Here is a 26,082-nt window from a genome sequence, read left to right on the forward strand (position 1 = left end):
CCTTCAGGTGGTTTGGTGATTTTCATTGGGCGAAGGTTGGTAGTTGCGTGGTGATGTGTTCCCACGTCAGTTTGTTGGAGGCCGCGGAAAGAACAAGTATCTCGGCGGCATCGACGTCGAGGGTCGGCGAGACGTGGTGGCCGTTGAGGCCGAGCAGCAGCCAGCATGCCGCCCAGGCGGTGCGTTTGTTGCCGTCGGCGAGCGATTGAGTGCTTGCTAGTGAGTGCAGTAGCGCGGCGGCCTTGTCCCAGACGCTGGGGTAGGCGTCCTCACCGAGCAGGGTTGTTGCCGGGCGCAACAGGCTCGATTCGAACAAGCCCGGGTCCCGTACCAAGGGGCGGAATCCGCATGCACGTTCGGCGGCGATCAGTACCTCGCCGGTGCTCGGAATATCGGTCATGCGAGTCGCTTGTTCAACTCGTTCGAGCGCACAGCGATCTCGTCGGCTAGTGCTTGTATTCGGCCATGGCGATCGCGGGCTTTGTCAAGGATCGCCTGCTTGGCGAACGACCGCATCGACGCGCCGGCATTGCTGGCCGCGGACCGCACGACCGCCAGTTCTTCTTCAGTGAACTCGACATTGAGGGCGGGCATGGCTTCCTTCCCCGACAGTGATACTCCAATAGTACCATTTTATTGGTACCATGCCGGTACCAGACCGGTGCTGGGTCAGACGACGTGCCGTGAGTACATCGCAAGGATTTCTGGGTGCGGCGCGATCAGTTCCGGATCATCGAGGTCGATCTCGGTGTCGAGGCCGTGGTACTCGTCATCGTTATCGCCGAGTTGTCCGAGCACTGCTTTGCCTGCCGCGATGCTGCGGATACGAAAAAGGCTCGGGTTGCCGATCACCTCGTACTCGTGCTTGATCTGCACCAGGTCCCCGACCTTGAACCGATTGTCCGTCACTGCTTCCCCCGTTCTTCCCACGTGGCCGACCGCCGGCATACATTGCGACGACAGCTTTCGCGCATCGTGCGCTTACCAAAGTGCGGATACGCGCACTGCCACCGGATATTTCATCAATTTCGTTGGATGTGTTCGCTCGGCGCCAAGGGGTAAGCATCGACCGGGAGCTGGTCAAGCGGATACGAGCCGGCCCCGTCCTGGCTGCGGGCCTCGAACGTGCCCGGGTTGCCCTCTATCGCCAGGCACGGTGTTCTGAGCAGCGGTGGCACTCCAGTGGGTAAGAGGCACACCCGCGGGACGCCCTCTGGCCAGGGAAAGTCGGCAGTCGCAGGTGTCGACTCGGCGCCTAGGTGTGCAGCGATCGCAGCACGCATGGCATCGATGCGGTTCATGTGGTGAGTCAACTACCTGGCCATGAATGGCCAGGCTTGCAGCTGTTGTTCGTGACTGGCTGCCACGCTTCACGCCGCGCTGGGGACCGTTGACTGGGCCCAGGTGGTTGGTGCTCGGTGCGCGATGTTGTCGGCGCCGAGGATATCTGCGTGTTCTGCGGTGTATCCGCAGTCCCGGCAAACGAACCGGGCCTGGCTGGTCCGGTTGCGTCTGTCGATATGGCCGCAGACCGTGCAGCGCTGGCTGGTGTAGGCCGGGTCCACTTGGACGATCGGCACACCGGCACGAGCTGCTTTGTAGGTGAGGAACACCCCGAGTTGGGCGAAGGCCCAGCTGGCATGTGTGGCGCGCTGGGGCTTGCGGAGCCGTACCCGTTCACGGATCCCGGTCAATTCCTCGACCGCGATTCCGCGTCCGGTGCGTTCAGCCTCGGCCACGATCCTCTTCGAAATCTGGTGGTTGACATCCGCGGCGAAGCGGGCTTCTTTACGGGCGCGTTTGCGCAGCAGCCGTTTCGCCGACTTGGTGTTCTTCTTCTGCAGTTTGTGGCGCAGTTCGCGGTTGCGGGTGCGGCGGTCTTTCACGCTGCCACGCCCGGCCGCCCCGTCCGGGGCGCCGGCGCCGTAGGTGCCCATCAACTCCCGCGCCAGGGGTCGGTCGTTGGTGACCGCGATGTTCTCGACCCCCATATCGACCCCGATCCACCCAGACTCGGTGTCCAGGTGTTCGCCGGTGCGCACCGCCGGTTGGGGCAGGTCGATAGTCGCGATCAGATACGCCACCAGCCCGCCTCCACCGCGCCGGCGGCGGCGGATCACCAGATCGGTTTCGCCGCTGCGATACGCGCGCAGCAGCGCGATCTGGCCGGACTCGCCGGTGAACTGCAGGTTCTTCAACCTGCCATCGACGGTCCAGATCGACACTGCACCACCGGTAGCACTGTCGGCGTCATGTGCCCAGGAAAGACAGCGGTCGTCGAAAGGCTGCGCCGATAACGATCCGAACCGGATCGGATTCGCCTCCGCCTTCTGTCGGCGCGCGCTGCCAGGTTTGCCGTACCGGCCGTTGCGCACGTTCGCTCTCAACGTGGTGTAGGCGTCTGCGACCTTGCGAATACATGACTGGGCCACCTGGGCGCCGAGTCCGGCGTGCTGGCGAGCCTGGGCATAGGTGATCGCCCGCAGCTCCCGGCCCCGGAACACCCGCTCGCGGTGCGCGATGGCCGATACCAGGTTCGCGGTGTCGTTACACACGATCACAGTGCGGACCAGCGCATCCAACTGGCCGGCATCAGCCTCCAGTCGAACCTGCACCACCTGCTTCATACCCGCACCCTAACCGTGACCACCGACAGCGCTCGTTCCGCTCGTCCGTCCACAATCTAACATTGGTCTATGTCACCACGGTGGGAACCAGATCCAGATGTTCGCAGGGGACGATCGGTGGTCTACAACCTTCACGCCCATTTGGTCTTCACACCAAAGTATCGTCGCGGTCCGTTCACCGACGAGATCCTGCACCGGTGCGAACAGATCATGGCCGATGTCTGCGCCGACTTCGGCGCCGAGCTTCGCGAGTTCAACGGAGAAACCGACCATGTTCACCTGCTCGTGCACTACCCACCCAAAGTCGCGCTCTCGCGACTGGTCAACAGCCTCAAAGGTGTCTCCGCCCGACACCTACGCCAGGAATTTCCCGCTCACATCCGCAAATACTTGTGGGGTCAACACTTCTGGTCGCCCTCGTACTTCGCCGGATCCTGTGGCGGTGCACCACTCTCAGTGGTCAAGGACTACATCGAGAACCAGAAGCGCCCCAACTAGCCCAAGGTGCCTGCGCTACGCGCCGACACCACGATGAAGATGCGATTCCTCCCGACCGTGAACGACCGGGGTTCCTCGCAAGATCACCGCTGAAGTCCGCGCCGTCATCTTGGAACCGCATCGCAAGTTCGGATGCGGCTGTCGCGTGGTGCGCGATCAGAGTCAAGATCTCTGAGAACAGCAGTCCCGGGGCGTCGTTCTGAAGCGTCATGTGATCCGACTTTCCGGCGAGGCCAGCGAGACGCGGCCTGCGGCCTGCATATCGCCGTGTGCTTTGCGCTCTGCTCGCAGAATCACTCTTTCGGCGACGGAGTGCGCGCGGCGCAGGTGGGCTGCGAATGCATCTTTGGTCATTGGTGGCGACATCTGGCTGGCGAGTTCCGCGAGCGACGCGGCGTTGTTGGACATTCGCGCGGTCAGCACTTCGATGTACCGGCGGTATACCGTATCGGCAAGTCCGGCAGGCTGGCCGGCTTGCAGGGCATCGAACGCGCGCCGGGCGTCGGCAGCCTGCTCGGCGGGGCTACGTAGTCTCAGCGGCGGCCGCAACGCCTGGGTTTCGGACATGGTGTGCGCGCGGCGCAGCTGGCCGGCGAATGCACTTCTGGTCATCGGCGGCGACATCTGGCTGGCGAGTTCGGCCAGCGAGGCGGTGCTGTTGGACATTCGCGCCACCAGCACTTCAAGGCGGCGGCCGTGTGCAGCAGCGGCCATTGCCGCGGGATGGCGGGCTTGCAGGGCATCGAACGCGCGCCGGGCGTCGGCGGCCTGCTCGGCGGGATCGCGTTTGGCGCCGTGCGCTGTTCGCGCTAGCGGTCGATTGCTGGCCATTGCTGTCCCCCACAGATCACATGTTGTCCATCGCGCCCAGTAAAGGCGGCACATCTTCCGAGTGTGGTCGGCCTAGATGATCAGAGTCGGGATTAACACGTTTTCGAAGTGTGTTTCGGCAGTGGCTTCCTGCATCCGCGTTGCGTTAGCCGGCGATGCCGCCAGATACCGGGGTCAGGTGGCAGGCCGCGCGTGCCTTGATTGCCGGGGCGGACCGGGGACAGATGGCGGGGGTGGTGCTGCGTGGCGGGACGCGCCGATGGTGAACAGTGCCTCTTCGGCGGTCGATACCGACCAGTGGTAGCGGATTTGACGTTGGGGCGAGTGCAGGGTGCATTCGTCGCGGCCGGCGATGATGGCGTGTTGTGGGGTGATGGAGGGTTTGGTCGTCCATACCAAGCGGACCTGGGTGGGATGGGTCGGGTCTGTGACGGAGTCTTCAGTGCAGACCATGATGTCGGCGTCTGAGTTTTGGTGGTAGGTGGCGCCGATCTGCGTGGCGAAGCGGCTCCATTCGTCGCCGGGCAAGGTGATGTCTATGCTGCGGCCGCTGGTTGCAAGGCGTAGGAGTAGTTGTTGGCACATGGCTGCGGGGGTGATGAGGTAGAACGGTTCGGCGCCGGTGCTGAAGTTGACGAAGACTTGGGCTCGGGTCTTGGTGTGGCCTATGAAGGTTCCGATTCCGGCGGCGCCAAGCGGGATGGGAAACGCAGTGCCTTCAGGGATGTCCTTGCCGGGGATAGCAGTGGGCCGTACTGTGCGGGCGGCGGGAAGCGCGGCGGTGAGGATGTCTCCTTGTTGGCCGTACTCACGCCGAAGGCCTAGGGCTGAAACGGTTTCCAGCGCATTGGGATCGGAGGTGAGATAGCCGTAGTACATTTCGGCGTGGTCGATGCCGCGGCGGCGGTCCAGACGTAGGACTTGTACGTGCCGGTGTGTGTTGACACGGCACCATTCGCGGTAGTTGTCGGTTGTCCAAGCGCTGCGTGCTGGGGTGTAGCTGATGGCGCGCATGGTGGCTGGGCCGCATGCTCCCCAGTGTTCGGCCTCCAGCGCTGGCAGGAGGTTGGTGGCGCTGTTGAGGTTGAGTGCGTCTATTTCGGCGCGGTTGAGTAGTTTGGCCTTCCAGCCGGAGCTGGCGATACGGCGGCGGATGCGTTCTGCGGCGACGGCTACGGTTCGGCTTATTCCGGTCCGGGCGTCGGCGTGGCCCCTTCGAGCGTAGACGCTGTCGAGTGATCGGCTCAGGTCTACGGCTACTTCCACGAAGGTGCGGCCGTAGAGGAGGGCGGGGGTTGGTCCGACAGCTGCATGATAGGTAGTTGCCAGTTGTGTTTGTCGGTGGTATTTGTGGCCGATTGTGACGATTGTGATTGCATCGCAGCGGATATCGAACTGGACCAGTTCTTCACGGATCGCATCAATGGGTAGGCTGCGGATCGTGGTTTCTTGATCTGTGCCGACGATCGTGGATTCGTAGGGCTGGGGTGAGATCTCGATGTAGGCAGCAGCGCGCTGTCCGTCCCAGGTGATTCCGGTGTTGTCTGCTTCGTCGACGAAGATCTTTTCGCGGGATGCGCGGCGAAATGAGATTCGGCGGCCGATCCAGCCGAGCGCCGTTCGTGATCGGTACGTCACGACTCCGGTTGCGAGTGCTGCGGCTGCAGCGATGGCCCAGGTTCCGAGACGTTCCTGGTGTGTAAGGGCTGTGGCCAGAGCCGTGCTGATGCCGACTGCCACGAGGAATAGGAGATTTGGCAGGCCGAGTTGCAGCCCGAAAGGAGTGTCTCGTCTCATGAGTTGGGTGTCGACTTTCTGAATGCGAACACGGTGAGCATGGTGATGACGAGCACGGTGGCCGCGGCGGCCAGTGCAATGAGGGCAATGTCGCGGGCGACGTTGTCTGGTGTTGGGGTTGGCGCGGGCGCGGGGGCGTGCACGCTGGGCACTCCTGGCGCGATGGGGTCACCTGGCGGGAGTTGTGCGGTGAGTGCGGCCACGGGATCGATTGGCCCTGCGCCCATCGTGTTGTTGAGTCCCTGTGCGGGGGCGTGGGCAGTGGCGGTGATGCGGTTGATTACCTGATGGGCGGTGAGTTTTGGGTACTTTTCTCGGATGAGGGCTGCCAGTCCCGATACATACGCGGCGGCGAAGCTTGTGCCGTTCAATGGGGCCGGGGCGTCCTTGACAAGGCCGGCGTTGGTTAGTGCGCCGGGGGTGGGCTCGGTCGGGTCCAGGGAGATGATGTTCATGGCCGGAGCGGCGACACCGACCCAGGGCCCGGGCATCGTGTTGACGTAGGGGTCGCCGGTCAGGGTCATTCCCGCAACGGACAGCACGAGATCTGAGAAGTAGGACGGCAGCGATACGCTGATCACACCGTCCCAGTTGCGGTGATCGGCGGGATTGGCTGGGTCGTATCCGGGGTTGCGTTGGCAGGTTTGGCCGCCCACGTTGCCGGCAGCGGCGACGACCACGACGTTTCTGACGACCGCCGCGTAGTAGAGAGCGCCTGCTAGGGCACGCAGGTCGGTCGGGCTGCCGGCGTCCACGCAGGCAGTGATCGAAAGGTTGATGACGGTGGCGCCGAGGTTGACGGCGTGCACGATGGCTTTCGATAACGCTGAGAGGTTCGCAGCGGACCGGTCCGCCTCGTTGTAGCCCTGGGGTGGCTTGTCTTCGGTGAATGCGGCCGACGTTTGGCGGATCGAGAGGATTTCAGCGCCGGGTGCAACGCCGATAAAGCCGTCGTCGGGGGCTGGTGCGGAGGAGATGATTCCCGCGATGAGAGTTCCGTGGTGGTCGCAATCGGACAGGCCGTCGCCGCTCATGATGTAGTCGCCGCCTCCGCGCAGCCGTGGTAGGCGCGAGACTGGCTGGACTCCGGAGTCGATCACGGCGACTATTTGGCCGTCTCCGCGAGCGAAGTTGTGTAGTTCCTCGACTTGGAACACTGCGCTGGCTGGAATGGTGTCGAATTGACTGTCGGCGAGCACCGCCGAGGCGGCGCAGACGGTGCGTTGCTTCATAGGCAGCGCCGGCGCAGGGTCTTCATCTGGAGGGGCGATGTCGACGGCTGGGTCGATCTGTGGTGGCGGTATAGCCCCTGAATCGGGTGCGTAGCCGATTGCGGCGATCGACAGCGCAGTCGCGGTGAGCGCGGTGAGGCGTTGCAGCACAGTCATTTATCGTGCCCTGGCCTTCTGGTAGAGGTCCATGGCGAGGACGACGAACACGAACGGTGTTGCGTAGAGCAGCCGTTCGAACACTTCCATGACTCGCTTTACGATCGGGCTGGCAATTCGTCGTTGCTGTACGGCGTAGACAGTTGCGATCAGTATCGCCAGCAGGAGGACACCCAGGGCGACGACGGCCCGTGTGAGGTTGTTTTCGTGGCTGTCTGAGGTGATCAATCCCGTGCCGAATGATGCGAGCAGGATCGTGGCGGCGATGAGGCAGATGGCTTGCAGGAGCGCATCGTCGTAGCTTTTCCCTCGGTACACCAGGGCCAGTGAGATCACCATGACGAAAGAGAAGATCAGCCAGTGATGATTGTCCAGATTGTGGCCGATGAACCACCCCGTTCCGCACAGCACTGCCAGCGTGCCGACGAGAAGCCCGACATGGCTGTCGTAGGAGTTCAGGATTTGTTCTTCCTGGTTGAGGATGGATTCGCCGGACCGGCCGCCTGATCCCTCGCGAGGCAGATTGCCGGCGTCGAGGTCACCGACTCCGTCGCCGGAGTCATAGCGTTCGTCAGGGGCTGGCACATAGGGTAGGGAGATCCTCGCCAATGACAGCGCCAGGCGAGGGGCGATCAGCACGATCAAGAATCCCACTGTTACCAGCTGGACTCCGAGCACCGCGGTGGGACTGCGGTAGGCCATGTTGAGGGCGGCGATGAAGGTTATTGCTAGTGCAGCGGCGGCAACGCCGTAATGCAGACGGGAGTTGCTGGCGTGAGTGAGTACGGATAGGCAGATGGCAGTGGTGAACAGTGCTGCGCCGGTGACCACGAGCTGATAGATCCCCAGAGGGCGCGGAGTGACGAGCAGTGCTGCCGTGCCGATAAGAAGATAGGTGATAATCAGGAAGGGTGCGACGGTCGATCGGAACTTCTGCTTATCTGCACGTATCACGACGATCGCGATTGCGGCGGCGAGCACGGCTCCAACCGTCATCACTGAGCACACGACCACGCGGGTGTTGAACGCTGGCGCATCGACGCTGGCCCAATAGGTCGCCAGGATGCACAGGAGTGCGATAACGGCCGGCAGGGCGGTGAGAGCGAGTTTGCTCGAGATCCTGTCGTTCCAGGACGGGAAGTGTTCGCGCAGCCAATAGGTGATGGACTCGGCGACATCGTCGAACAGTGGGCTGAACTTCTCCCCCGGGTCTTCTTTGACCAGCAGCAGCCTGGTCCCGTCCCGGACCTTTTCTTCCTCGGGGGTCTTCTCTGGGTCAAGGGGCTGCGAGTGGAATGGGCGGCGCAGGCTCCAGTGGGCGGTGGGGTCATCAAGCCATGTCACGTCTTTGCCAGCCCGGCTGAGCTCGCGGCGCAGGAAGGGGATCAGCTCGGCGAGGCAGTCCCCTACCGTCATGTAATTGGGCATGGGAATGTCGATGACATGTCCGAGTGCCCGTGGATCATTCGAATTGGACGTCGGTCCTGGGACTGCGATCTGGACCCGGGCTTCAGCCTGTGTGGTGGCCACGTGCTAGCTCTCTTCCGTTTCGGTCTGCAGTTTGAGTCCGGTGTCCGGCGTGGTTGTCATTGCAGCTCGGGCTGCGCGGCCGCTTCGGGGGAATCTCCGTTAAGGGAGCGTTTGCGTCCCCGTGTCGCCTTCTTCTTCGGCACTTCGTGGCCTTGGCGGGCCAGTGCTTCGGGGGTGGCCCAACCCGTGGCCAGGACATCATTGATCTTGGCGGCGTAGACATCAGCGGCCTGCTCGGCGGCTTGTTCGGCGACGGCGACCTGCTGTTGTGCTGAGAGGTAGTTGTCGCGAAGTCCATCGAGTTCGTCGAGGCCAGCGGTGACGGCACTGGCGATGGCCTGGCGGTCGGTGATGACGTCGGTCATTTGTGGTGTCCCCCCGTGTTTTCGGTTGTGGTAAGTGCCGTGAATTCTTGGATCATGTCGATGGCAAGCTGTCAATGAGCAGGGCTGCGGCTTTGACGAAACGGCGTCTGGTCGCCTTGTTGAGCAGGTCCAGCGATATCGGGCCGGCCTCGGCGATGTGTTCATCCCATGGAATTTCCAGCGTTTTGCGTTGCTCGTTGTTTTGGAAGTACGACAGCGTTCCGTCGATGTCGAGCGAAGGCTTTGCCGGGCTCTGGTGATTGACCAACACCATTGTGCGCGTGGCTAGTTCATTGAGGTTGTGGGCGCGTAGCCATTCCATCATGTGTTGTCCGGCGGTCGCGCTGTCCAGTGCGGTCGCGCAGACCACGACGAGGGCGTCGAGACTCTTCATGATGGTCTCGTACGCGGGGCTGGCTGTCGATGTGTCGAAGTCGACGACCACGATGAGGTGGTTGCGTTGCAGGAGCTCCAGTGTGCGTAGATACTCCTGCGGCTGTAAGGGGCCTGCCACTGGGGATTGGCTGGACCCGAGGACCGACAGTCGGTGCTGGTTGGTCAGCATGTACGCCTTGACGTCGTTGACCGAGTTCAGCTTGGTGTCGGCGGCGAAAAGCTTGATGTCTCTTTCCTGTTCGCCTTTAACCCGTAGGGCGAGCGAGCCGTTGTGATCGGTGTCGATCGCGACAACTTCGCCCTGGTTGCGGTGTTCGGCGATGGTTGAGGCCAGTGTCATCGTGCAAGCGGTCTTGCCGACCCCGCCCTTGAAGCTGGCCACGCCGATCGCCTTGGCATAGCGGAGCTGCTTGTTGATTTTTTCGATGTCGTGGTCGTACTCGAGTTCGTCTTGGCTCTTTGCGATCGGGATGTGCAGGCGGTGCAGCGCCGCGCGCCAGCCCTGCTGAGGGCCCTCGCGTCGGGAACGCTGGAGCGCGAAGGGCTGGTTGGGCTGGTCCGCTCGACTAGGCAGGGCGCCGGGCATAGGCGGTAGCGGCGCGGGTGACTGGTAGGTGTCCGGCGGCGGCTGGTAGCCACGTTGTCCCATATCAGGGGCGGGCCGAGGCGGGATGAAGTCCAGGGGTGGGGGTTGGGGCGGCATGTAGTGCGGCGGGTTGGCGGGGTCTGGTGTATGTATCGGGAACCGCTGACCAGGCTCGAACGATGGCTGTGGCCCCTGGTAGGGGTTGTATTGATGTGACAGAGGGGGGGGTTGAGGCTGTAGAGGTGGCTGGGATGGTGGCGGCTGGTGGTCCGCGGGTGGTTCAGGTGTGAAGCTGTGTCCGATGGTGCTGGAGTCCATGGGGCTGCCGGCGGAGCCATCAAGGGAGGTTTGCGGGGCTGACTGTGGAGTGAAGGGGGTTCCTTCACCGCGGGACACGTCGGCCGGGGGACTGGTGCTGGTCGGCCGGTCGGCGGATTCGGCGGTGGTGGAAGGCTGTGTTCGGACGGGGACCCTCACCCGGTGCGCTGGGGGCTCGGCGTCTGCGGGGGTGGAGGTATCAGTGCCCGTGGCGCCGGCGCTGCCGTCGGCTGGATCAGTTCCGGTTTGGGAGCTGGCGGGGCGTGCGGCCGGGGACTGGTTGACTGCCGGTTCCGCGTGTGCCCCTGAGGTGCTGGTAGGCGTATCGGGGTCGGCCGATGACCCGTTGCTGTTCGGGGTAGAGGCCATTGCCCGTGCAGCGCGTAGCGCTTCGGCGTTGAGCTCAGATGAGTTGAATTTCATGTTCCCTGCTTCTTTCGGCACAGCACCGACCATTCTTACGGCAAAGTTTACAGTTGGTTGGCGGGTGGATGTCACACGAACTCCCCGAAACCGCGGTCATTTATTGCTTCGACTTTGTTGCGTCCTGACGCGTCGGTGGCGAAGACGATCCGTTGGGTTGCCTCGTCTTCGTCGGACAGCTTCAGCGGTGCTTCCACACCCCGCGCGAGCAGCACATTTCGGTTATGACTGAACTGGTGGGTCCACTGAGCGGCGGCCAGCACCGACCTCAGGTCGGGGACTTTCGGGCGGCGCGGGCGAGGCGCGGCGGCTGACGGCGGCGTGTCGTAGCCGCCATAGCCGGCGGTGCTCAAGGCGACGACAGCATCGACGGTCCTCGGCTGCCCGGTGGGTGCGCCGTGTAGAAGCGCGGCTTCGGAGCGAAGTCTGCGCGCCAGCTCGTCGATGCTTCCGCGGTACGCAGCTAGTCCTGCGTGTTGCGGTGCAGTTGGGGTGCTGGGCGTTGCCGGCGACGGCGGGGTGATGGGCTCGGCGACAGCGGGTAGGAGACTGGGCGGGGCGCTGTATTGCGGCGATGGCGGGGCCAGTTGCGGTATGCCAGAACGGAACCATACGACCGGCGGCTCGGACACCTGTCCAGGCGTCGGTGTGGATTCGATGCCGGCATGGCGCGCGGGGACGACATCGGTGCCGGTCTTGGCGGCGACGACCGGACTTGAGACAGGTATGGCTTGGTTGTCTTGATCAAGGACGGTGCCGAGATCGCTACGGGTCGCTCGATGGTCAGGATCGATGGTGATCGGGTCTTCTGAAGGTCCCTCATAGAGTTGAAACCTGCTGGTCCGGGCCTCGGATTCGGGGGTGTCGGCGATGATGTTGGTGGGCACGGCACCTCCCTGGGGTTGCTGGTTTGGCTGGTTGGGTGTCTGGCTCCATCTAACGCCTGCTTGCTCACGGGCTCTGTGGTATCGGTGTTTGGTCCAGGACCAGGGGTTTGTCCAGACTCCGGACGTGATGGTGGACCAGGCGGTGTGCTGCGCCGGGCCGGTGCCGGATTGGGCGTAGAGATTGTTCAGGATGTCCGATTTGTTTATGCGGTCGTGGAACAGGCTGAACAGTGATTCGAGGTTTTCGCTGGCCGCCAGGATCAGGTTGGCGGATAGGTAGTAGCCGGCGGCGGCGACGAGTACCTGCAGTACGGCGGGCAGGAAGGATAGCGCTGACGTGGACAATTCGATGAGCAGTGCTGGTCCTGCAGATCCGATGAAATAGAACAGCGTCGCCAGGCCTGCGTTGGCGGCCGCCCTGGCCGCGCATCGGCCCAGCGGGTCATAGGGGCGGCGGCGGGCCAGGGATGCTGCAGCGATCCAGGCTAAAAGCAGAGCGTAGAAGATGGTCAGACTGAAGTGGTTGAAGAATTTCAATGCCAAGACCCCGGCGAATTTGAGAAATGCCCACCCGATGGGTATCGCGGCAAAGGCCAGGAGCACGGTAACGATGTCGGGGTCGGTGGCCGCGGACTGTGCGGGGGTCAGGCATGACGGGTTGCCGCCACCGAGGTTGATCAGCCACGACCACGATTGCGCGCATTCGGGGGATAGTACTGCTCGGTAGTTGATGAGAAACGACACCGATCGCAGCATGTTGGCGGTGTTGGAGATGGTGTAGGCGCCGGCGCCGCCGGCGCCGTTGGTGAAGGTGAGGTCTGAGGCGACGGCCATGATGTCGTTCATGACTTCCGAGATGATCTCGAATGGGTTGGTTGCCAGGACGACGACCACGCCCATCAGGACCAGGCCGGAACTTAGGCGCTGCCACTGCGCCTTGCTGATCTGGGTGTTTGAGGGCATCCACTGGCTAAGGAGGCCGGGTTCGCCTCCGGTGCGCATCTGGGGTGGCATGCCGGCGGCTGAGGTACCCGTGCGGTTGAGGAACACGCTGAGGACCAGTGCGCAGAAGGTGACCAGCATGATGGCCGTCGGCGGGACGACGGCGTACACCTTGGCGGTCAGCTCGTGGTAGAAGTCGGCCAGCGGGGTCAGCCATTGGTTGGGGGTGAGAATCCACTGGATGAGTGCGGCGCCGTAGGCGGAGCTGATCAAGAACAGGGTGTAGAACAGCTCTGTTGCGCCGGCGTAGCAGACCCGGTGCAGGACGTCGTAGAAGTGTGGTTCCAGGATCAGTTTGTAGTTGGCGATCTTGCCGCCGTCGCTGTCGGCGAGGTCGAGCCAGTCGAGGAACGGGTTGCCCGGCCGGGTGCCTACGTCGGGAAGTTTTGGCGGCGGGGCGGCCGGGATACCACCGGCGAAGTATCTAGTGGTCATGGCATCGGCACCGTCGGCGGGCGGGAGTGGGTGGGCGGCGGTGTCGGATGATCGCCATTCGGGGCCGCTTGGGTGGCGGGCTGGAGTTGCCGCAGTTCGTTGGCGCGGATCATCTGCGATGAGGTGGTGTTGCTGTAGCGGCGGCGGTCAGCACGCAGGTGGCCGAGGAATTTCACCCTACCGGTGTTGTTGTTGCCGTCGTTGTACCAGCCTTCGCCCTCGCGGCCACGGCGCGGCATGTTGTTGCGTTCGGGATCCGGCGGCGAGGTATCGCTAACCATGCGGGTGACCAGTTTGTCGGTTGGTGGAAGGTCTCCCCATTCCAGAGCTGCGGCCGCGTTGGGTCGGGTTTCTTGACGCAGCATGACCTTGCGGCGGATCAGCTTGTAGTGGTCGTCGAAGTCTTCGGCCAGCTGTGCGGCGGCGACGACGAAGTTGCCGCCTTTTCGGCCTGTGCGGTCTGGCTGCTCGATCAGTGTCTTGAGGACGGCCGATCCCTTCAAGAACTTCATCTCATCCCCGAAGAAGCCGCAGGGGCCTTTGATCTCACTGAAGTGTTTCGCGGTGAGCCGGGCGATGACGGTATAGGCCATGGCGGTGAATCGCTGTGAGGCTTCGGCATCCTCGAATGCGACCCCGTCGCCTGGCCGATACACCGAGAGCTGGTGGGTGCGGAAGATGACACACAGCTTTGTGGGGTTGAACGCCTCGTACTCGATGGTCTTGCCGTTGATCACGGGGTCGATGAAGGCGTGGGTGTAGGGCTGGCGGGCCCAGAACCCGAACGCCAGCTGCAGGTTTCGAGAAGCGGCACCAGTTTTCGTCGTGAGGTGGTCCAAAAGATCGCGGGTGGAGTGCAGGCCGACAGCCTTGCGGTATTCCGGGACCAGCAACGTCGACAGGAGGTCTGCCTCCTCGGACGCCTCGTCGATCCCCCTCAATAACGGCAGCCACCAATCCATGAAGAGCTGCGCGGCGAGAGCGGGAGGAAAACACTTGAGGGGATCAAGCGATCGTGGCCCAGTGCTTGACGCGGTCGGGTCGGCGATGTGGATGATCTCCGGCTCGGTGAGGGTTTGCGCGAAAACCTCAAGTTCGCCATGGTCGGTTTGGTCGACCGCCCACGCTGGCCGCCTCATGTCGATCATGAACCCGAACGTGACCTTCAGGCCTTCGGACTTCCCGGCCCCCTGAGCGCCGCAGAAAGCCGTCGACGCATTCCCTTTGTCGGTGGCGTTCAGGATGTCCCAGTGAACAATCTGGCCGAGTGCGTTTTCCTTGTTGATGGCGATCGGGACCCCGATGGGGTCGCCGAGCACAGTGCGCCGCACTGGCATGCAGGCGCTGAACAACCGCACGGTCGTGGTTTGCTTGAGGTCTTCGACTGTTGGGGGGCATGAGGCACCGGGCATCATGGCCTGCCACAGGTCGAACTGGCCGCCCACCGGTAGGAGCGGGGTGAAGTCGTGGTCAGTGAAGTGCTTGATGATCGCGTCGACCTGCTCGGCGAGGAATTCCCGGTTCTGGTGGGCGAAGGAGAAGATCGCGGCGATGCGCATGCCTCGTGCAGCGGGCTCATCCTTGACCGCGCGGCGGAAGTCCCCCATCTCGGTACGCCGGTCTGCGTAGTCTTCGGCGTCGAATTCATCTTGGGTGTTGGCGTTGTCCTCGGCGTCGAGTTCTTTTCGTGCCTTGCGCATCCCGGTCTTGGTGACGAGCTCCTGGGAGAAGTCGAAGCGAAGCGCGAAGTCCGCATCGACGCCGATCTCCTGGTCGACCAGGTAGGTGAAGCTGTTGATTCCGAAGGATTCCACTGACGGGAATCGGGCGATCGCCAATTGCGTTTGGTAGCTGGTGTAGCCGTCGGGGAATTCGGGGCTGCGAGTCTCGACATTGTGGACGCTGAGCGCGCGCGCCCAGCGGGTCGAGCGGAAGTTCTCCCGCAAAACATGACGTCCGGGTAGTCCGGTTTGCTTGATCCGCATACTGCCCAACACGGTGGCCGCTACCGCCAGCAGGGTAAGTCCGGGACTGATCCACTGGTGGCCGGATCCGGGGAGTAGGTGCGCGGCCATGGCGGCGACCCAGAAAGCGATGATCAGCCCGAGACCGGGAAGCCCTGAACGTCCGCGGGTCATGACGGCCGGGTTGTCGTCGGCGACTTTGGCCACGAGGTCTTCGTAGAGAGCGTCGGTATCGGCGTTCTTGTTGATCATCACCTCGGCGAAGCTGCGCGGGCCATCGGCTGCGGCCCGGGTGACGGTGGGGTCCGGCGGCGAGGGAACTGTAATGCCTCGTTGACGTGCCCGGTCCCATACCCAACGCACGTGGTCGGGTGTGGTTCGGGCAGGCATGAACTGGCGAGGTAGGGCCCGGAAGTAGCGCTCTTCGAGTTCCTCGATAGCGCGGTTGCTGACGTTGCGGTGGGGGTCGGTGACCGCGACTGACGACATCAAGGATTCGATGATCGAACGGCTCACGGGGAAGCCGATCGAGAGGAGAAAGACTCGCTGGAATTCGGCGTGCTCGCCCGAGATGAGCCGAGAGTACAGAGCGTTGTATTGGGCGAGCAGATCTGGATAGCGGCCGGGCTCGTTGAACCCAGGAATGTCGGCGACACAGCGGGCCATCACGGTGTCGTGTGGCGTTTGGGCTTTGATACCGAGCAGGAGGAAGTCGGAGGCCGGCAGTTTGGACAGCTGGCTGAACAGCAGATCGTTGTCGGCCTGGCACGCCTCGACCTTGTCGGTGTCGTAGGGGTTGGTGTTGATCCCCCGGAGCAGATAGTTGGCCCACACAGTGCCGTCGTCACGGTTGAAGATCAGATTCCCGGGGCGCTTGCTGATCCGCGGAATGTAGTCACCCACGTTTGAATGTCCTTCCGGTGGTGATGATCGGTCGGCGGGCTGTGCGCCAGACGATCCTCAGCTGGGTGACCTCCCCGAGTGCTCCGGTGGGGTTCATCTGATTGACCCGCCAGTTGCCGAAGACCACGAGCACCCCACAGATGACCACGAGCGGTGCGGCGACCCAGGCGTTGATGAGGAACGCCGCGGCGGCGCCGGTGGCCAAGGTGGCCACGATCAGACTCATCGACGGGAACTGGTAACGCTGCCCGAGGATTGTCCATTCGACATCGACACGGCTGACGTCGTTGAAGACACGGAAGGCTCGCATTGTGGTCGGTCGAATTCCGCTGCTTTAGGAGCCTGCGCCGCCGAAGACCTGAGCGGCGATTTCGGCGATCACCCAGACGACCGCGATGAGGCCTTCTGCGTAGGCGAAGTTCTTCGCCTCGTCGGTCAGCTTCTTCGTCTTGCCGCCGCCGCCTGGGCCTCCTTCTTCTTTCGCCATACCCGTCCTCAGGACCAGAACGGCGAAGCCGCCGGCGAGAATCACCGCGCAGCCGGCGATAACCTTGCGGACGATCGACATGATCGACCCGTTGGAAGTTCCGTCACTGGTGATGTCAGCCAGGAACCGGACGGTGTCAGAGTGCGCGGCGAACGCGGTAACCCAAGGCTCGACGACATCAAGCATGTGACTTCCCCCTGTTGTTTGCGCGTCGCCCTGTTTGGTGGTGGCGCGCGGGCCCGTTCTTCTCAGGAGCAGCCCCATGTTTCTGGCTGCTCTCGGTGCGAAGGTAGCAGCCTTGCGTGGGGGTCGACGCCGGTGACACAACTACGGCGCGGGCAAATAGTCGTGCACGGGGCCCCTTGTGGGCGTTTCGTTTTCACGTGGGCGTTTCGTTTTTAGGCCCCGTTCTTGGTGGGGCCATCGCCGATCGCGCACGCCCGCGTGCGGGTCGCGGTGAGCTGCCGAGGCGGGCGGCTTCTCGTGGATTCGCGTCACGCCGCAGGGCACGCGTGTGGAGAACCGGCGGTTTGCGGAGGCTCTCATCGCCGTACTTCGCGAGACGGCACCGAGGGGTTAGTTGTGGGGCGACTCCGGCGAGCACCGCCTGTTCGCAGCAGCTCTTTGTCAGCAAACTGCCCGAGCCTTTGGGCTGCGAAACGGAAAGGGCGCGGATCCAGGGGCCGGCCGGCGGCCGCGACGCGAGTCGATAATCTGGACGCCCGGTGGACAACCGATGGTGAATGTCCGGCCACCTCCCGCCGGGGTTCGCCGAGGGGCCGGCGCCGCGTTCAGACCTGGGCCTGGAACCTAACCAACGTCCTGCATCACCCGATCCCCTGAGTACCCCCAGGGCAGGTCCTTATCGCCCTCTACTCGCCCTTCCAGGAGTGCCGAGCAGGCCCCCGCGCTCGCCCCGCTATCGGTGGGTGCGTGTATAGCGCTCCTAGAAGAACGGAAACGAATCCGCTGGTTCCGTTTCTGTTCGTGTGTGTGTTGCACCGCTTGCTGATGCTGCGATGCACCCGTTTATAGCAACGCTATACCTTTAGCGGCTCCCCCACCTGGACCCCATTTGCGGATTCAGCGCCTTATCGCTGACCATGTGTGAGCCCCGTCATGACCCTAATAGGCCCCCGACACGGCCCTGTGATGCCCCTGCCGTGACTTTGGCGGGGTTACGCTCCCGGCATGAAGGCTTACATCTACGCCAGCCCGGCCGGCGCAGAAGCGCGCGTGCTGTCTCAATGCTTCAGCGATTTCGCCGAGCTGTACCGGCGGGGGTTCCTCGGTGAGGGCTCAACGGTGTGGGCTAACGCGGAAGCTCCGGATGGTAGTTTTTGGGCGCTCACCGATCGAAGCCAGTACGTGTACGTGCATCGCAGCACCGAACCGGGCTACGTGCGGCTAACTTCTGGGCGTATGCGCTGGGCCCGCACATTCGACGACACCGCGAAACTCGCCGAGGTCGACCTCGATACCAAATCCGTTCCTGGCGAGCGCGACAAGAACCTGACGCTGATCGTCAAACACCGTGTTCCCGGGCAGACGGTGAAGGTGATCGACGGCTCAAGTCGTAGTGAAATGGTCGATGGCACCTTCACGAATGGCCACCTGACCGTGATCGATCTCGGTGCGTACAAGCCAGCGGATGCAGTGGGTGAGCCTACTGAATTCGAGGTGAACCATGCTCGCTATCACGGCGTCAACCACATGATGGCGAGTCTGAATTCGGACAACGCCGAGTTGATCCGCAACCATCTGGGGATGTTCGCGTTCGACATCACCGCCGAGCACATCGAGAACATCAACGGCCATCTCGACGTGGTTGAGCGCTTCGCGGATGGGTTCGCCGAGGTGCTCTACGAACGGTTGTCCGGCGCCGGTACGGCCAGCACGTTCGAGGAGGCCGCCGGCGTTTGAGCCGTTAGTTCTCTGGCGCCGGACAACGGTTGCAATTGCTTGCGCCTAGTGCTCTTCCCAGGGGCGTGCGTGCGCTGTTTGAATGATTTCGGGAACCATGGTTTCGGGATCGATGAGTGCGGCCTGGCCGGGTCGGCGTGGCTTGAACTTGATACCGGTTCCCTGCCAGAGCGTGCCTTCGGCGATCGGACCACTGAACAGCAGTGTGGCCGCATTGGACCCGGCCAGTGCTTTGTACAGCTTGTTGCTCATCCTCGTCGAGGGGAATCCTTGAGCAGCGCCGGTGACGTAGACATGCAATCCGAGGTCGTTGCGGGCTTCGATCAGCTCGATGAGCGGAGTGATCGGAGCGTTCAATTCGTAGCCACCGCTGGCGAAGGTTTGGGCGCCGTCGATCAGGACGAACACCTCCGGCCCGCTGTACCACGAACGGTTCTTGATCACGTTGGCGGTCAGGTTCTGATCCATTGACGGGATGCGTGCGCCGACCTCGTTGGCGATTGCCTCGAAGGCGGTTTTAGCCGAGTTCTTGTCGCCGGCGTAGGCCAGTAGGTACCCGCGCTTGTTCAGCTCTGCCTGTTCGGTGATGAGGTCGTATTTGCTTTCCAGGATGACGATTTGTGCTTGCTCGGGTGTGAATGTGTTGACGATCGAGTTGATCAGGCCGCGTAGCAGCGATGTCTTTCCCGATTTTGGATCACCGACCGCGAGCAGGTGTGGAGACACCTGGTCGACGACGGTGACGATGCGCAGATCCTCAATGCTGACACCGATCGGCAGGTGCTTGTCCGTTGCCGGCTGACGGGACCACCACGCGTCGAGCTCGCCGCGGTCCGGTGTATGCCCGATGCTCTTGGAGACGAGTGTGGTGCGGTACCGGTTGTAGACGTCCCATACGACCGAGTAGTCGATTTCCGGCGGGGCCGGGTCTACGGTCGGTGCGTGCTCAGCTTCGGGGTATCGCTGACGCATCGACTCGACGAACCGTGCAATCCCGTGGCCGTAGTCGGCGTGCTCATCGAAGGTGGGGTTGCCGCCCTCAAAGCCGGTGGGCTGGATCGGTTCGTATTGTGGAACCACGATGCGGGCGGCGAGTTCGCGTTCGAGGTCGACACAACGGCCGGGTTGGTTGTCGGGGATGGCGCGCACAAGCGATTTGGTGCGGCTGTTGAGCATGAGAGACATGCTGGGATCTTCGACTCCCAGGTGGATGGTGGTGCCGAAGTGCTCGTGCATCTTCATATGGACACGTTGGTAGGACTCCGCGGTGATCACCAGGTGCACGCCGTAACGGGCCCCTTCGGTGAGCAGTCGGACGAATGTTTCCTTCGCTTCGTCGTGGTCATCGACATAGCTGGGGAAGCCGTCGATCACGAGGAAGAAGTGCCCGTACGGGTCGTCTTCGGGCGGGTTGTCCTTTCGTGATTCGAAGTACTGGTCCAGCGAGGTCACGTTGGCGCGGGAGCCGAATTCGCGTTCGCGAATTGCCAGCAGTCGGAAGGTCTCACCGATGAGGCGGTCGACTCGGTCGGTGTCCGATTTGCGGGCGTAGGCGCCGACGTTGGGCATGTTCTGGAGCTCACCAAGCTTGCCGCCGGCGTAGTCGATGCAGTAGAAGGAGCAGAACTGCGGCGGGTACGCGCGGGCTGCTCCGCAGACGATCGCCTCCAGCGCGGTGGTGCGGCCTGAGTGCCCCTTTCCGAGGACCTGGATGTGTGCCTTGCCGCCCTCTGGGGCGATTGTGTAGGGAAGGCGTGTGTGCAGTCTGGGGGCGTCAGTGTCGCCGAGCCGGAACTCCAGCCGCGGCGAGGTGGCCGGCGTGATATCGATATCGGCATAGGTGATAGGAGCACGCAGCGATGGTTTCCAGAGTTCGAGGGCCTTCACCTCGTTGAACTGGGCGATGCGTTTAATCAGGACATCTTTTTGACTCGGGTAATCCTGGGGTTTGTCGGCGTCCGGTTGCGCGGTATCGGTTTCGCCGTCCGCGACAAACTTGTTAGCCAGTGCGAACGAATGCAGGCGGGTGGTGGTCGACAGGTCCATGTCGCTGGTCTTGGTGCGCGAACTGCTGCGCGGGGCGATGTAGGGGGCTTCGACGTCGAAGCTGACAAAGGCCGTCAAGGGGTCGCCGACATCGCGGCGTAACAGGGCCGCACCTGTACCCATGGGTAGATCCTTGGCGGCATCGGTGGTTTTGAGCAGGACCCGAGATGCACCGCCGTCGGGAGTTTTCATGGAGATTCCGAACGTGAGGTGTTTCATCAGGTCCTGGAGCAGGCTCGCATCGATGAACTGAGAGCAGGGCAGGACGTGGATGCCCAGGGCCCGACCAACGGCTCCAGCACTGGTCAGCAGCCGCAGGTAGCCCTGTTCCTTGTGGGCTTTCATGAACTCGTGGAACTCGTCGACGATGATGAAGATTTCAGGGTAGGGCGGATACTTGTCGGGATCCTTGGCGCGCAAACGGCGATAGTGGACGGAGTCTTTGACCTTGTACTGACGGTTCAGTTGCTGCCGCTTACGGATGATGCCCTCGATGACATCGGCGGCACGCTCGATGAGTTCGGCTTCTTCTTCGAGATTGGTGATGTTGGCGATAACGTGTGGCAGATCCTGGCACCCGTCGAAGGTGGCCCCACCCTTGAAGTCCATCAGGATGAAGTTGAGTTTGTCGGGGCCGAACATCGTAGCCAAGCTCAAGACAACACCGTTGAGGAAGTAGCTTTTCCCCGCGCCGGTCATCCCCTGAATGGCTCCGTGGGGGCCGGTGCCCATCACCGATGCCTCAGCGAAGTCCAGTGTGACGATGTTGTTGGTGCGGGTGTAGCCGTCCCCTTCGAAGCCGATGGGGATATTGAAGTGGGGGTCGTGGGCGTTCTTCGCCCAGGTCGGGCGGGGATCGAAAGTGTCGATATCACCGACGCCGATGGCGTCAAAAAAGCCCTTCTGGCCGACGTCGACGACTGTCTCGGTGACGCCACTGTCCCAGTTCGGCGGCCGATAGCGGCTCATCTTCTGTGCGATCAGTCGTGCCTGCTGGACCGTGACGGCATCGGCCCGAGCCACGTTCTTCTGGCGGGTGCTGGAGAACTGATGATCCGCCGAGACCAGAAACCTGCCGGCGAGTTCGGTCATCGACTCGCTGATCGAACGCAGAACAACGAATGTGGTCGCGGAGGTGCTGACATCGCCAGGCAAGGCAGCATCGGCGTCCGGAGTGTCGATGAAAACGACCGTATGGCGGGGATGGGGGTCACCGGCAGCGGCCGGCGCACCGCTTTCGGCGCTGAATTCTGCCAAGGACCGCCATACGAGGCGGGCCGTTCCCGACTTGTCGCGGCGATGGCGATCTTGGGTGTGGGGCAGCCATTTGAGCCAATCCCATTCCGCGCGGGAAGGATCGTCACAGACGAGGCCGATCGCGAGATCACGTGGCGAGTGGTTGAATGCGAGCGAGACAATCATGGCCCGTGCTAGCGCCAGGATCGCTTTGGGGTCCCCGCGCAATCCGTAGGCAGGCAGCTCGCACAGACTCAGTCCCTGCGGGCAGTTGCTGACGAATTTTTGGGTGCGCAAAAACCTGCGGCGTGCCAGTGCGGTGACCGGCTCTTGCTTTTCGTCGACCAGTTGCTTGTCCTCATTGGCCTTTAGGGCGGGCCAGGTGCGTGCGAGGCCGACTCCAACGCGGGCTGTGAGCCAGGGTTTGATGGCCTGGGGCGCCTCGGTGGTGTCGGCGCCGGCGGGGCCGGCATCGGTGGGGCGCACGGTCCACATCGTCGGTGTTCCGCACCGTGACAGCAGTGTGGCTGGATGTGGGTAGCACTTGGCTTGGAGTTGGTGAACCTGTGCGCAGTTCTCGTGGGCGAGTCGGCGCTTTTCGCGTAGGCCAAGGAAGTAGTCCTTGCGTTTGCCGTTGAGCTCGGTCATCTGACCGCCGCCGTGGCCGCCGACGCCGAGATACATCAGGGCCATCATGCCCATCCCCATCGGTGCCATCATCATGCGCGGCGACATCGCTCCGCGTGATCCCATGGTCACGAAGATCATGGCGAAGTATCCGACCATCATCAGGACGATGAACAGCGGAATCAAGCGGGTCATCAAGGGGCCTGATTGCTGATCCTCGAGGGGCTCGGGGTCGTCGACGATGATGCGCTGGTCGTTGAGTTCAGGGTTGGTGCGTGGCGGTGAGACGAACGGTTCGGTGGCCATTGGTGCGAAACTCCCCCTGGGTCGAAAAATGTGTGGCGGTCAGATTGTTATTGGTGGCTATGGGTTTTCGTCGTCGTCTTCGTCCGCCGCGGCGGCGGGTGCTGCACCGCGCGGTGGGACGGCTCTTTGATGAAGATCGTCGGGAAGTAGCCCGTGGATGGTCAGTGCTGCCTCGCGTGACAGCGTGGATCCGGGTGCGTATAGCTTGGCGATCGACCACGGGATGGGTAGCGGGGCGCGGACACCTAGGCCCAGTGCTGCGACCGTGGAATCGTATTTGCCCTGATCGTCGGGGCCGATGAAGTAGCGGATTCCCGTGTCGTCGATGTAGAGCAGTTGCTCGTCGGCGTGTGATTCTGGCGCAGATCCGGTGACTCTGACGAACCATCCGCGTCCTGGCTTGGTGTATGAGGCGTTGGCGGTTGCTGCTGGATCGTTCGATTTCAACAGCGGCACACGGTTTTGCAGGTTGTCTTGGGAGATCGGCAGCGCCTCTCCCGACAGCACTGCGGTGGCGGCGCGTAGATCGTGGGCGCCCTTGTGCCATGTCCAGCACAGCACGTGTGGCTGCTGAAATGTTGGCGCCCGGTCCGGGTAGTGGCTGGTGTTGATGTCGCTGGTTAACGGGGCGTGGGACAGGTCGGTGAGATCGAGGGTGGTGATCTCGGCGCTGCCGGTGTTCAGCAGTAGTTGGGCGATGAATTCGCTGACCTGCTGGACGCCTCCGGCTAGTGCGACCCGATACTGGCGGGATCCGTCGGCTCCGCTGGTGACGATGATGTCGCCGTTACGGACGTCGGGTAGCGCCGGGTTGACCTGGCCGCGGTCGGCGATGTAGGGGGCGGTCAGCGCGGGAGCGGCGGGGATGGCGTTGAACAGGCCCTCAGAGATGGGGATCGCGCTGGTCGAGACCGCGGGGGTGAGTCCAAGCGCGGCGCGGGTGGCCATATCCTGGGGCCCGATGAGTGTGCGTTCTCCTTTGTAGACCATCCATTGCTGGTCTGGTGCGGCGGCTAGTTTCACCAGAACCGCGTCGTTAGGCCGCAGTGGGGCAACGGCGTCGGTCAATGAATCGGTGCCTGCGAACAAGGTGGTGCTCAGTACGTCGGTTTTGGTCAGCGACAGGTCGCCGGCGTCGGTGTGTTTGTCACATGCGGTCCACTGGGCCGCGTCGTCAGTGCGTTGCGACAGATTGTTCGGGCCCGACGGGACACCCATCAGCTGGCCGCGGGGCTGATCGGCGAGCGCCTCATCTTTGACGACTTTGGGTGTGTCGGCTTTGTTGACGATGAGTCGCGCTGAGGCGAGGTTGGTCACCGGGTGCAGTGTGTTGTCGTACATCACGTACATGCCACCGGATTTGGTGATGATCATGCTGGCGCCGTTTTGGTCTGCCCGTGGGGAGAAGAAGGACATGAAGAGGCCGGCGGCGACGACGAAGCATGCCAAGAATCCGCCGACGATGAACGCTACGGTCTGCGCTGAGAACGGGTTGGTGAGCAGCCGTGGGTCGCGGCGCGTCATTCCTTGTTCGATGCGGCGTACCAGCAGCCGATACCCCGACAGTTGGGCTTTGGTGGTCTGCGACCGTCCCATGGATCAGTTCTCCCCTGCGTGATGTGAGTTCTGCGGTGATGCTGCGGGTTCGGTGGGTGGTCTGCGGCCGAGGATGGGGTCGATGACCGTGCGTAGGGCCGGGGCGATGTCGTCGGGAGTGAGTGAGAAGAACTCTTCGTCGGACATCGCTTGGAGGTTGGCCCCGTCGAGGCGTGCGCTGCGGTATTCTTCGGCGATTTCGACGACGTTGCGGACGAAGCGTCCATTCCCGGCTATATCGAGAAGCTTTTTACCTGATTGATCCGAAACCATGAGTAGATTCCTGGTTTCGGTTGCGATCAGCTGACGTGAGTCCGGCGGCAGGATAGCGCCACCCTTGGTGGCGATGACTTCGGCGATCTCGCCTATTTCGTCTGGGGTGTAGGAGTGGAAGCGGATTCGGCGCGAGAACCGCGAATTGAGGCCTTCGTTCGTCGATAGCATTTCGCTGATCTCGTTTTCGTAGCCGGCGATGATCACCACGAGGCGGTCACGTTCGTTCTCCATCCGGGCAAGTAGGGTGTCGAGGGCTACTTTGCCGAAGTCGTTCTTGCTGCCCGGGGCCACCAGCGAGTAGGCCTCATCGATGAACAGGACGCCGTCGAGGGCACTGTCGATTACCGCGTTGGTTTTGAGTTCGGTTTCACCGATGTGTGCACCGACAAGGTGGTCGCGACGGACTTCGGCAATGACATCTTTCTTCAGTATGCCTAGGCCGCAGAAGATCCTGGCGATGACGCGGGCAATCGTGGTCTTTCCTGTACCAGGCGGGCCGGTGAATGCGATGTGCAGCGACTTGGCGCGGGTTTCGCGGCCGCGGCGAGCTGCTTCCTGGGCGTAGGCGACATCGGATTTGAGGCGGCGGACCTGTTCTTTGACTTCGGTCATGCCGATCTGGCCGGCCAATTCTTCGCCGGCTGCGGCGAGCAGGCTGCTCTGATTTTCCGCGCGTTCGGTGGCCTGGATCTCGATGAGGTCTGGTTCGGTGTTGATATCCCAGTAGGAAGTGCGCTGCTTGATGAGTTCAGCGGTGGTTTGTCGCAGCCTGATGGTCTGGTCGGCCAGGGCGGAGACCAGCTTCTCGGTTTTGGCGTAGGCCAGGCCGCTGTTGAACAAGATCTTGGCGGCGTCCTCGTCGCCCTCGGCGCGGCTGATCAGGCCGAGGTAGTAGCAGGCCTCAGCACCGATGTTGATGTATTGGTGGGTGTCAGCCCTTTTGAGGCAGTCCTTTGCGGCGACAAAGTTGCCCAGGTGGGCGTAGCCGGCGCCGCTCATCAGGTAGGCAGCCGCCTGGATCAAGGCGTCGGTATCTCCCGGGGGCGTCTGCCTTTCGTAGGTGTCGTAGCGCAGCGGTGCGCGTATTTCTTCGGCTTGATCGATAACGTCTTGCCAGCGTTGGGATTTGAAGTAGATGTTGGTCTTAACCAGCTGTGTGATCGGGATGGCTGACGGTGCTGTGGAGATACTCTGCAATGCGTCGTCGTAGCGGCCATTTTCGATCAGCACAGCGGCGTAGCCGAGGTGGGCGATGGTGCGGGTGCGCAGCGGGAACGTGATTCCCAGGTCTTTGATCGCGGTGACGGTGGTTATTATTCCGTCCTCGGTGAGGTTCTGTTGCAGAGATTGGCCTGTCGCGGTCAGTAGCCGACCCCACGTGGGCAGGGTCTTATAGATCTGCTCGATGAGCGCCGGCGGGGCAGGTGTGTCGTCGAGGGCCGCCAGTGCCCGGTACAGATCGCATTGTGTGCCGTCGATCTGCTCGGTGCACCACAGGAAGTTTTCGCGGGCGGACGCGGTGCTGTGGTGCAGCAGCCAGGCATTAAGGCCGTTGCCGAAGTAGCGGATCAGCTCTGGGTTCATTGAGTGCGGCTCCCCGTGTTGTGGGTGCGGTGGCATAGTTGCGCCAGCCTG

General features: G+C 62.7%; 19 protein-coding genes. 2 read left to right on the top strand and 17 right to left on the bottom strand.

What is annotated here, in order from left to right:
- Positions 1-22: 22 nt before the first annotated feature.
- From AC5Y36_RS02630 to AC5Y36_RS02645, 4 genes are all read right to left on the bottom strand, one after another.
- Positions 23-400: a type II toxin-antitoxin system death-on-curing family toxin gene (locus AC5Y36_RS02630; protein ID WP_500039294.1), complete on the bottom strand. Its 378-nt coding sequence runs from the start codon at positions 398-400 to the stop codon at positions 23-25.
- Entirely contained in the window at positions 397-594 is a 198-nt protein-coding gene (locus tag AC5Y36_RS02635; protein WP_500039295.1) for a hypothetical protein, read from the bottom strand. Before AC5Y36_RS02635 ends, AC5Y36_RS02630 begins: the two co-directional genes overlap by 4 nt.
- A gap of 75 nt (positions 595-669) precedes the next feature.
- Positions 670-909, bottom strand: coding sequence for a hypothetical protein (locus AC5Y36_RS02640; protein ID WP_500039296.1), 240 nt, complete (start codon positions 907-909; stop codon positions 670-672).
- A 461-nt stretch (positions 910-1,370) separates the two neighbouring features.
- On the bottom strand, positions 1,371-2,627 hold the full coding sequence (locus AC5Y36_RS02645) for an RNA-guided endonuclease InsQ/TnpB family protein (protein ID WP_500039297.1): 1,257 nt from the start codon (positions 2,625-2,627) through the stop codon (positions 1,371-1,373).
- Positions 2,628-2,696: 69 nt separating this feature from the next.
- Here AC5Y36_RS02645 and tnpA point away from each other — a divergent pair, with 69 nt between their 5' ends.
- The gene (gene tnpA, locus AC5Y36_RS02650; protein WP_500039298.1) at positions 2,697-3,125 is read left to right on the top strand and encodes an IS200/IS605 family transposase; all 429 of its coding nucleotides are present in this window, start codon (positions 2,697-2,699) and stop codon (positions 3,123-3,125) included.
- Between the two features lie 207 nt (positions 3,126-3,332).
- On the opposite strand, the gene AC5Y36_RS02655 is transcribed toward tnpA, so the two are convergent.
- The 10 genes from AC5Y36_RS02655 to AC5Y36_RS02700 all read right to left on the bottom strand — a co-directional run bounded on the left by AC5Y36_RS02655 (position 3,333) and on the right by AC5Y36_RS02700 (position 16,701).
- Entirely contained in the window at positions 3,333-3,956 is a 624-nt protein-coding gene (locus tag AC5Y36_RS02655; protein WP_500039299.1) for a hypothetical protein, read from the bottom strand.
- A 174-nt stretch (positions 3,957-4,130) separates the two neighbouring features.
- Positions 4,131-5,696 carry a type VII secretion protein EccE gene (gene eccE / locus AC5Y36_RS02660; RefSeq protein ID WP_500039300.1) on the bottom strand — a complete coding sequence of 522 codons (1,566 nt, stop codon included), beginning with the start codon at positions 5,694-5,696 and terminating at the stop codon, positions 4,131-4,133.
- 53 nt (positions 5,697-5,749) lie between these two features.
- Positions 5,750-7,141, bottom strand: a complete 1,392-nt coding sequence (gene mycP, locus AC5Y36_RS02665) for a type VII secretion-associated serine protease mycosin (RefSeq protein ID WP_500039301.1) — start codon at positions 7,139-7,141, stop codon at positions 5,750-5,752.
- Positions 7,142-8,671: a type VII secretion integral membrane protein EccD gene (gene eccD, locus AC5Y36_RS02670; protein ID WP_500039302.1), complete on the bottom strand. Its 1,530-nt coding sequence runs from the start codon at positions 8,669-8,671 to the stop codon at positions 7,142-7,144.
- Between the two features lie 56 nt (positions 8,672-8,727).
- The gene (locus AC5Y36_RS02675; protein WP_500039303.1) at positions 8,728-9,036 is read right to left on the bottom strand and encodes a hypothetical protein; all 309 of its coding nucleotides are present in this window, start codon (positions 9,034-9,036) and stop codon (positions 8,728-8,730) included.
- A gap of 52 nt (positions 9,037-9,088) precedes the next feature.
- Positions 9,089-10,018 (bottom strand): MinD/ParA family ATP-binding protein, encoded by a 930-nt coding sequence (locus AC5Y36_RS02680; RefSeq protein WP_500039304.1) that lies wholly within the window; start codon positions 10,016-10,018, stop codon positions 9,089-9,091.
- Between the two features lie 812 nt (positions 10,019-10,830).
- The gene (locus AC5Y36_RS02685) at positions 10,831-13,083 is read right to left on the bottom strand and encodes a hypothetical protein (protein ID WP_500039305.1); all 2,253 of its coding nucleotides are present in this window, start codon (positions 13,081-13,083) and stop codon (positions 10,831-10,833) included.
- Complete coding sequence (locus tag AC5Y36_RS02690; RefSeq protein WP_500039306.1) at positions 13,080-15,881, bottom strand: ATP-binding protein; 2,802 nt, start codon at positions 15,879-15,881, stop codon at positions 13,080-13,082. The genes AC5Y36_RS02685 and AC5Y36_RS02690 overlap by 4 nt, the downstream gene beginning before the upstream one ends.
- Before the next feature lie 61 nt (positions 15,882-15,942).
- On the bottom strand, positions 15,943-16,260 hold the full coding sequence (locus AC5Y36_RS02695; RefSeq protein ID WP_500039307.1) for a hypothetical protein: 318 nt from the start codon (positions 16,258-16,260) through the stop codon (positions 15,943-15,945).
- 24 nt (positions 16,261-16,284) lie between these two features.
- A complete protein-coding gene (locus tag AC5Y36_RS02700; RefSeq protein WP_500039308.1) occupies positions 16,285-16,701 on the bottom strand; it encodes a hypothetical protein in 417 nt (138 codons plus the stop codon).
- A gap of 927 nt (positions 16,702-17,628) precedes the next feature.
- Here AC5Y36_RS02700 and AC5Y36_RS02705 point away from each other — a divergent pair.
- Positions 17,629-18,360, top strand: coding sequence for a hypothetical protein (locus AC5Y36_RS02705; protein WP_500039309.1), 732 nt, complete (start codon positions 17,629-17,631; stop codon positions 18,358-18,360).
- A 45-nt stretch (positions 18,361-18,405) separates the two neighbouring features.
- Here the strand turns inward: AC5Y36_RS02705 and AC5Y36_RS02710 are convergent, their stop codons facing one another.
- From AC5Y36_RS02710 to AC5Y36_RS02720, 3 genes are read right to left on the bottom strand one after another with little or no spacing between them, the layout of a single operon-like run.
- Positions 18,406-22,575 carry an FtsK/SpoIIIE domain-containing protein gene (locus tag AC5Y36_RS02710; RefSeq protein WP_500039310.1) on the bottom strand — a complete coding sequence of 1,390 codons (4,170 nt, stop codon included), beginning with the start codon at positions 22,573-22,575 and terminating at the stop codon, positions 18,406-18,408.
- Positions 22,576-22,632: 57 nt separating this feature from the next.
- The gene (eccB, locus tag AC5Y36_RS02715) at positions 22,633-24,171 is read right to left on the bottom strand and encodes a type VII secretion protein EccB (protein ID WP_500039311.1); all 1,539 of its coding nucleotides are present in this window, start codon (positions 24,169-24,171) and stop codon (positions 22,633-22,635) included.
- A 3-nt stretch (positions 24,172-24,174) separates the two neighbouring features.
- Positions 24,175-26,031, bottom strand: coding sequence for an AAA family ATPase (locus AC5Y36_RS02720; protein WP_500039312.1), 1,857 nt, complete (start codon positions 26,029-26,031; stop codon positions 24,175-24,177).
- Between the last annotated feature and the right edge of the window lie 51 nt (positions 26,032-26,082).

Source organism: Mycobacterium sp. NGS50, assembly GCF_059812545.1.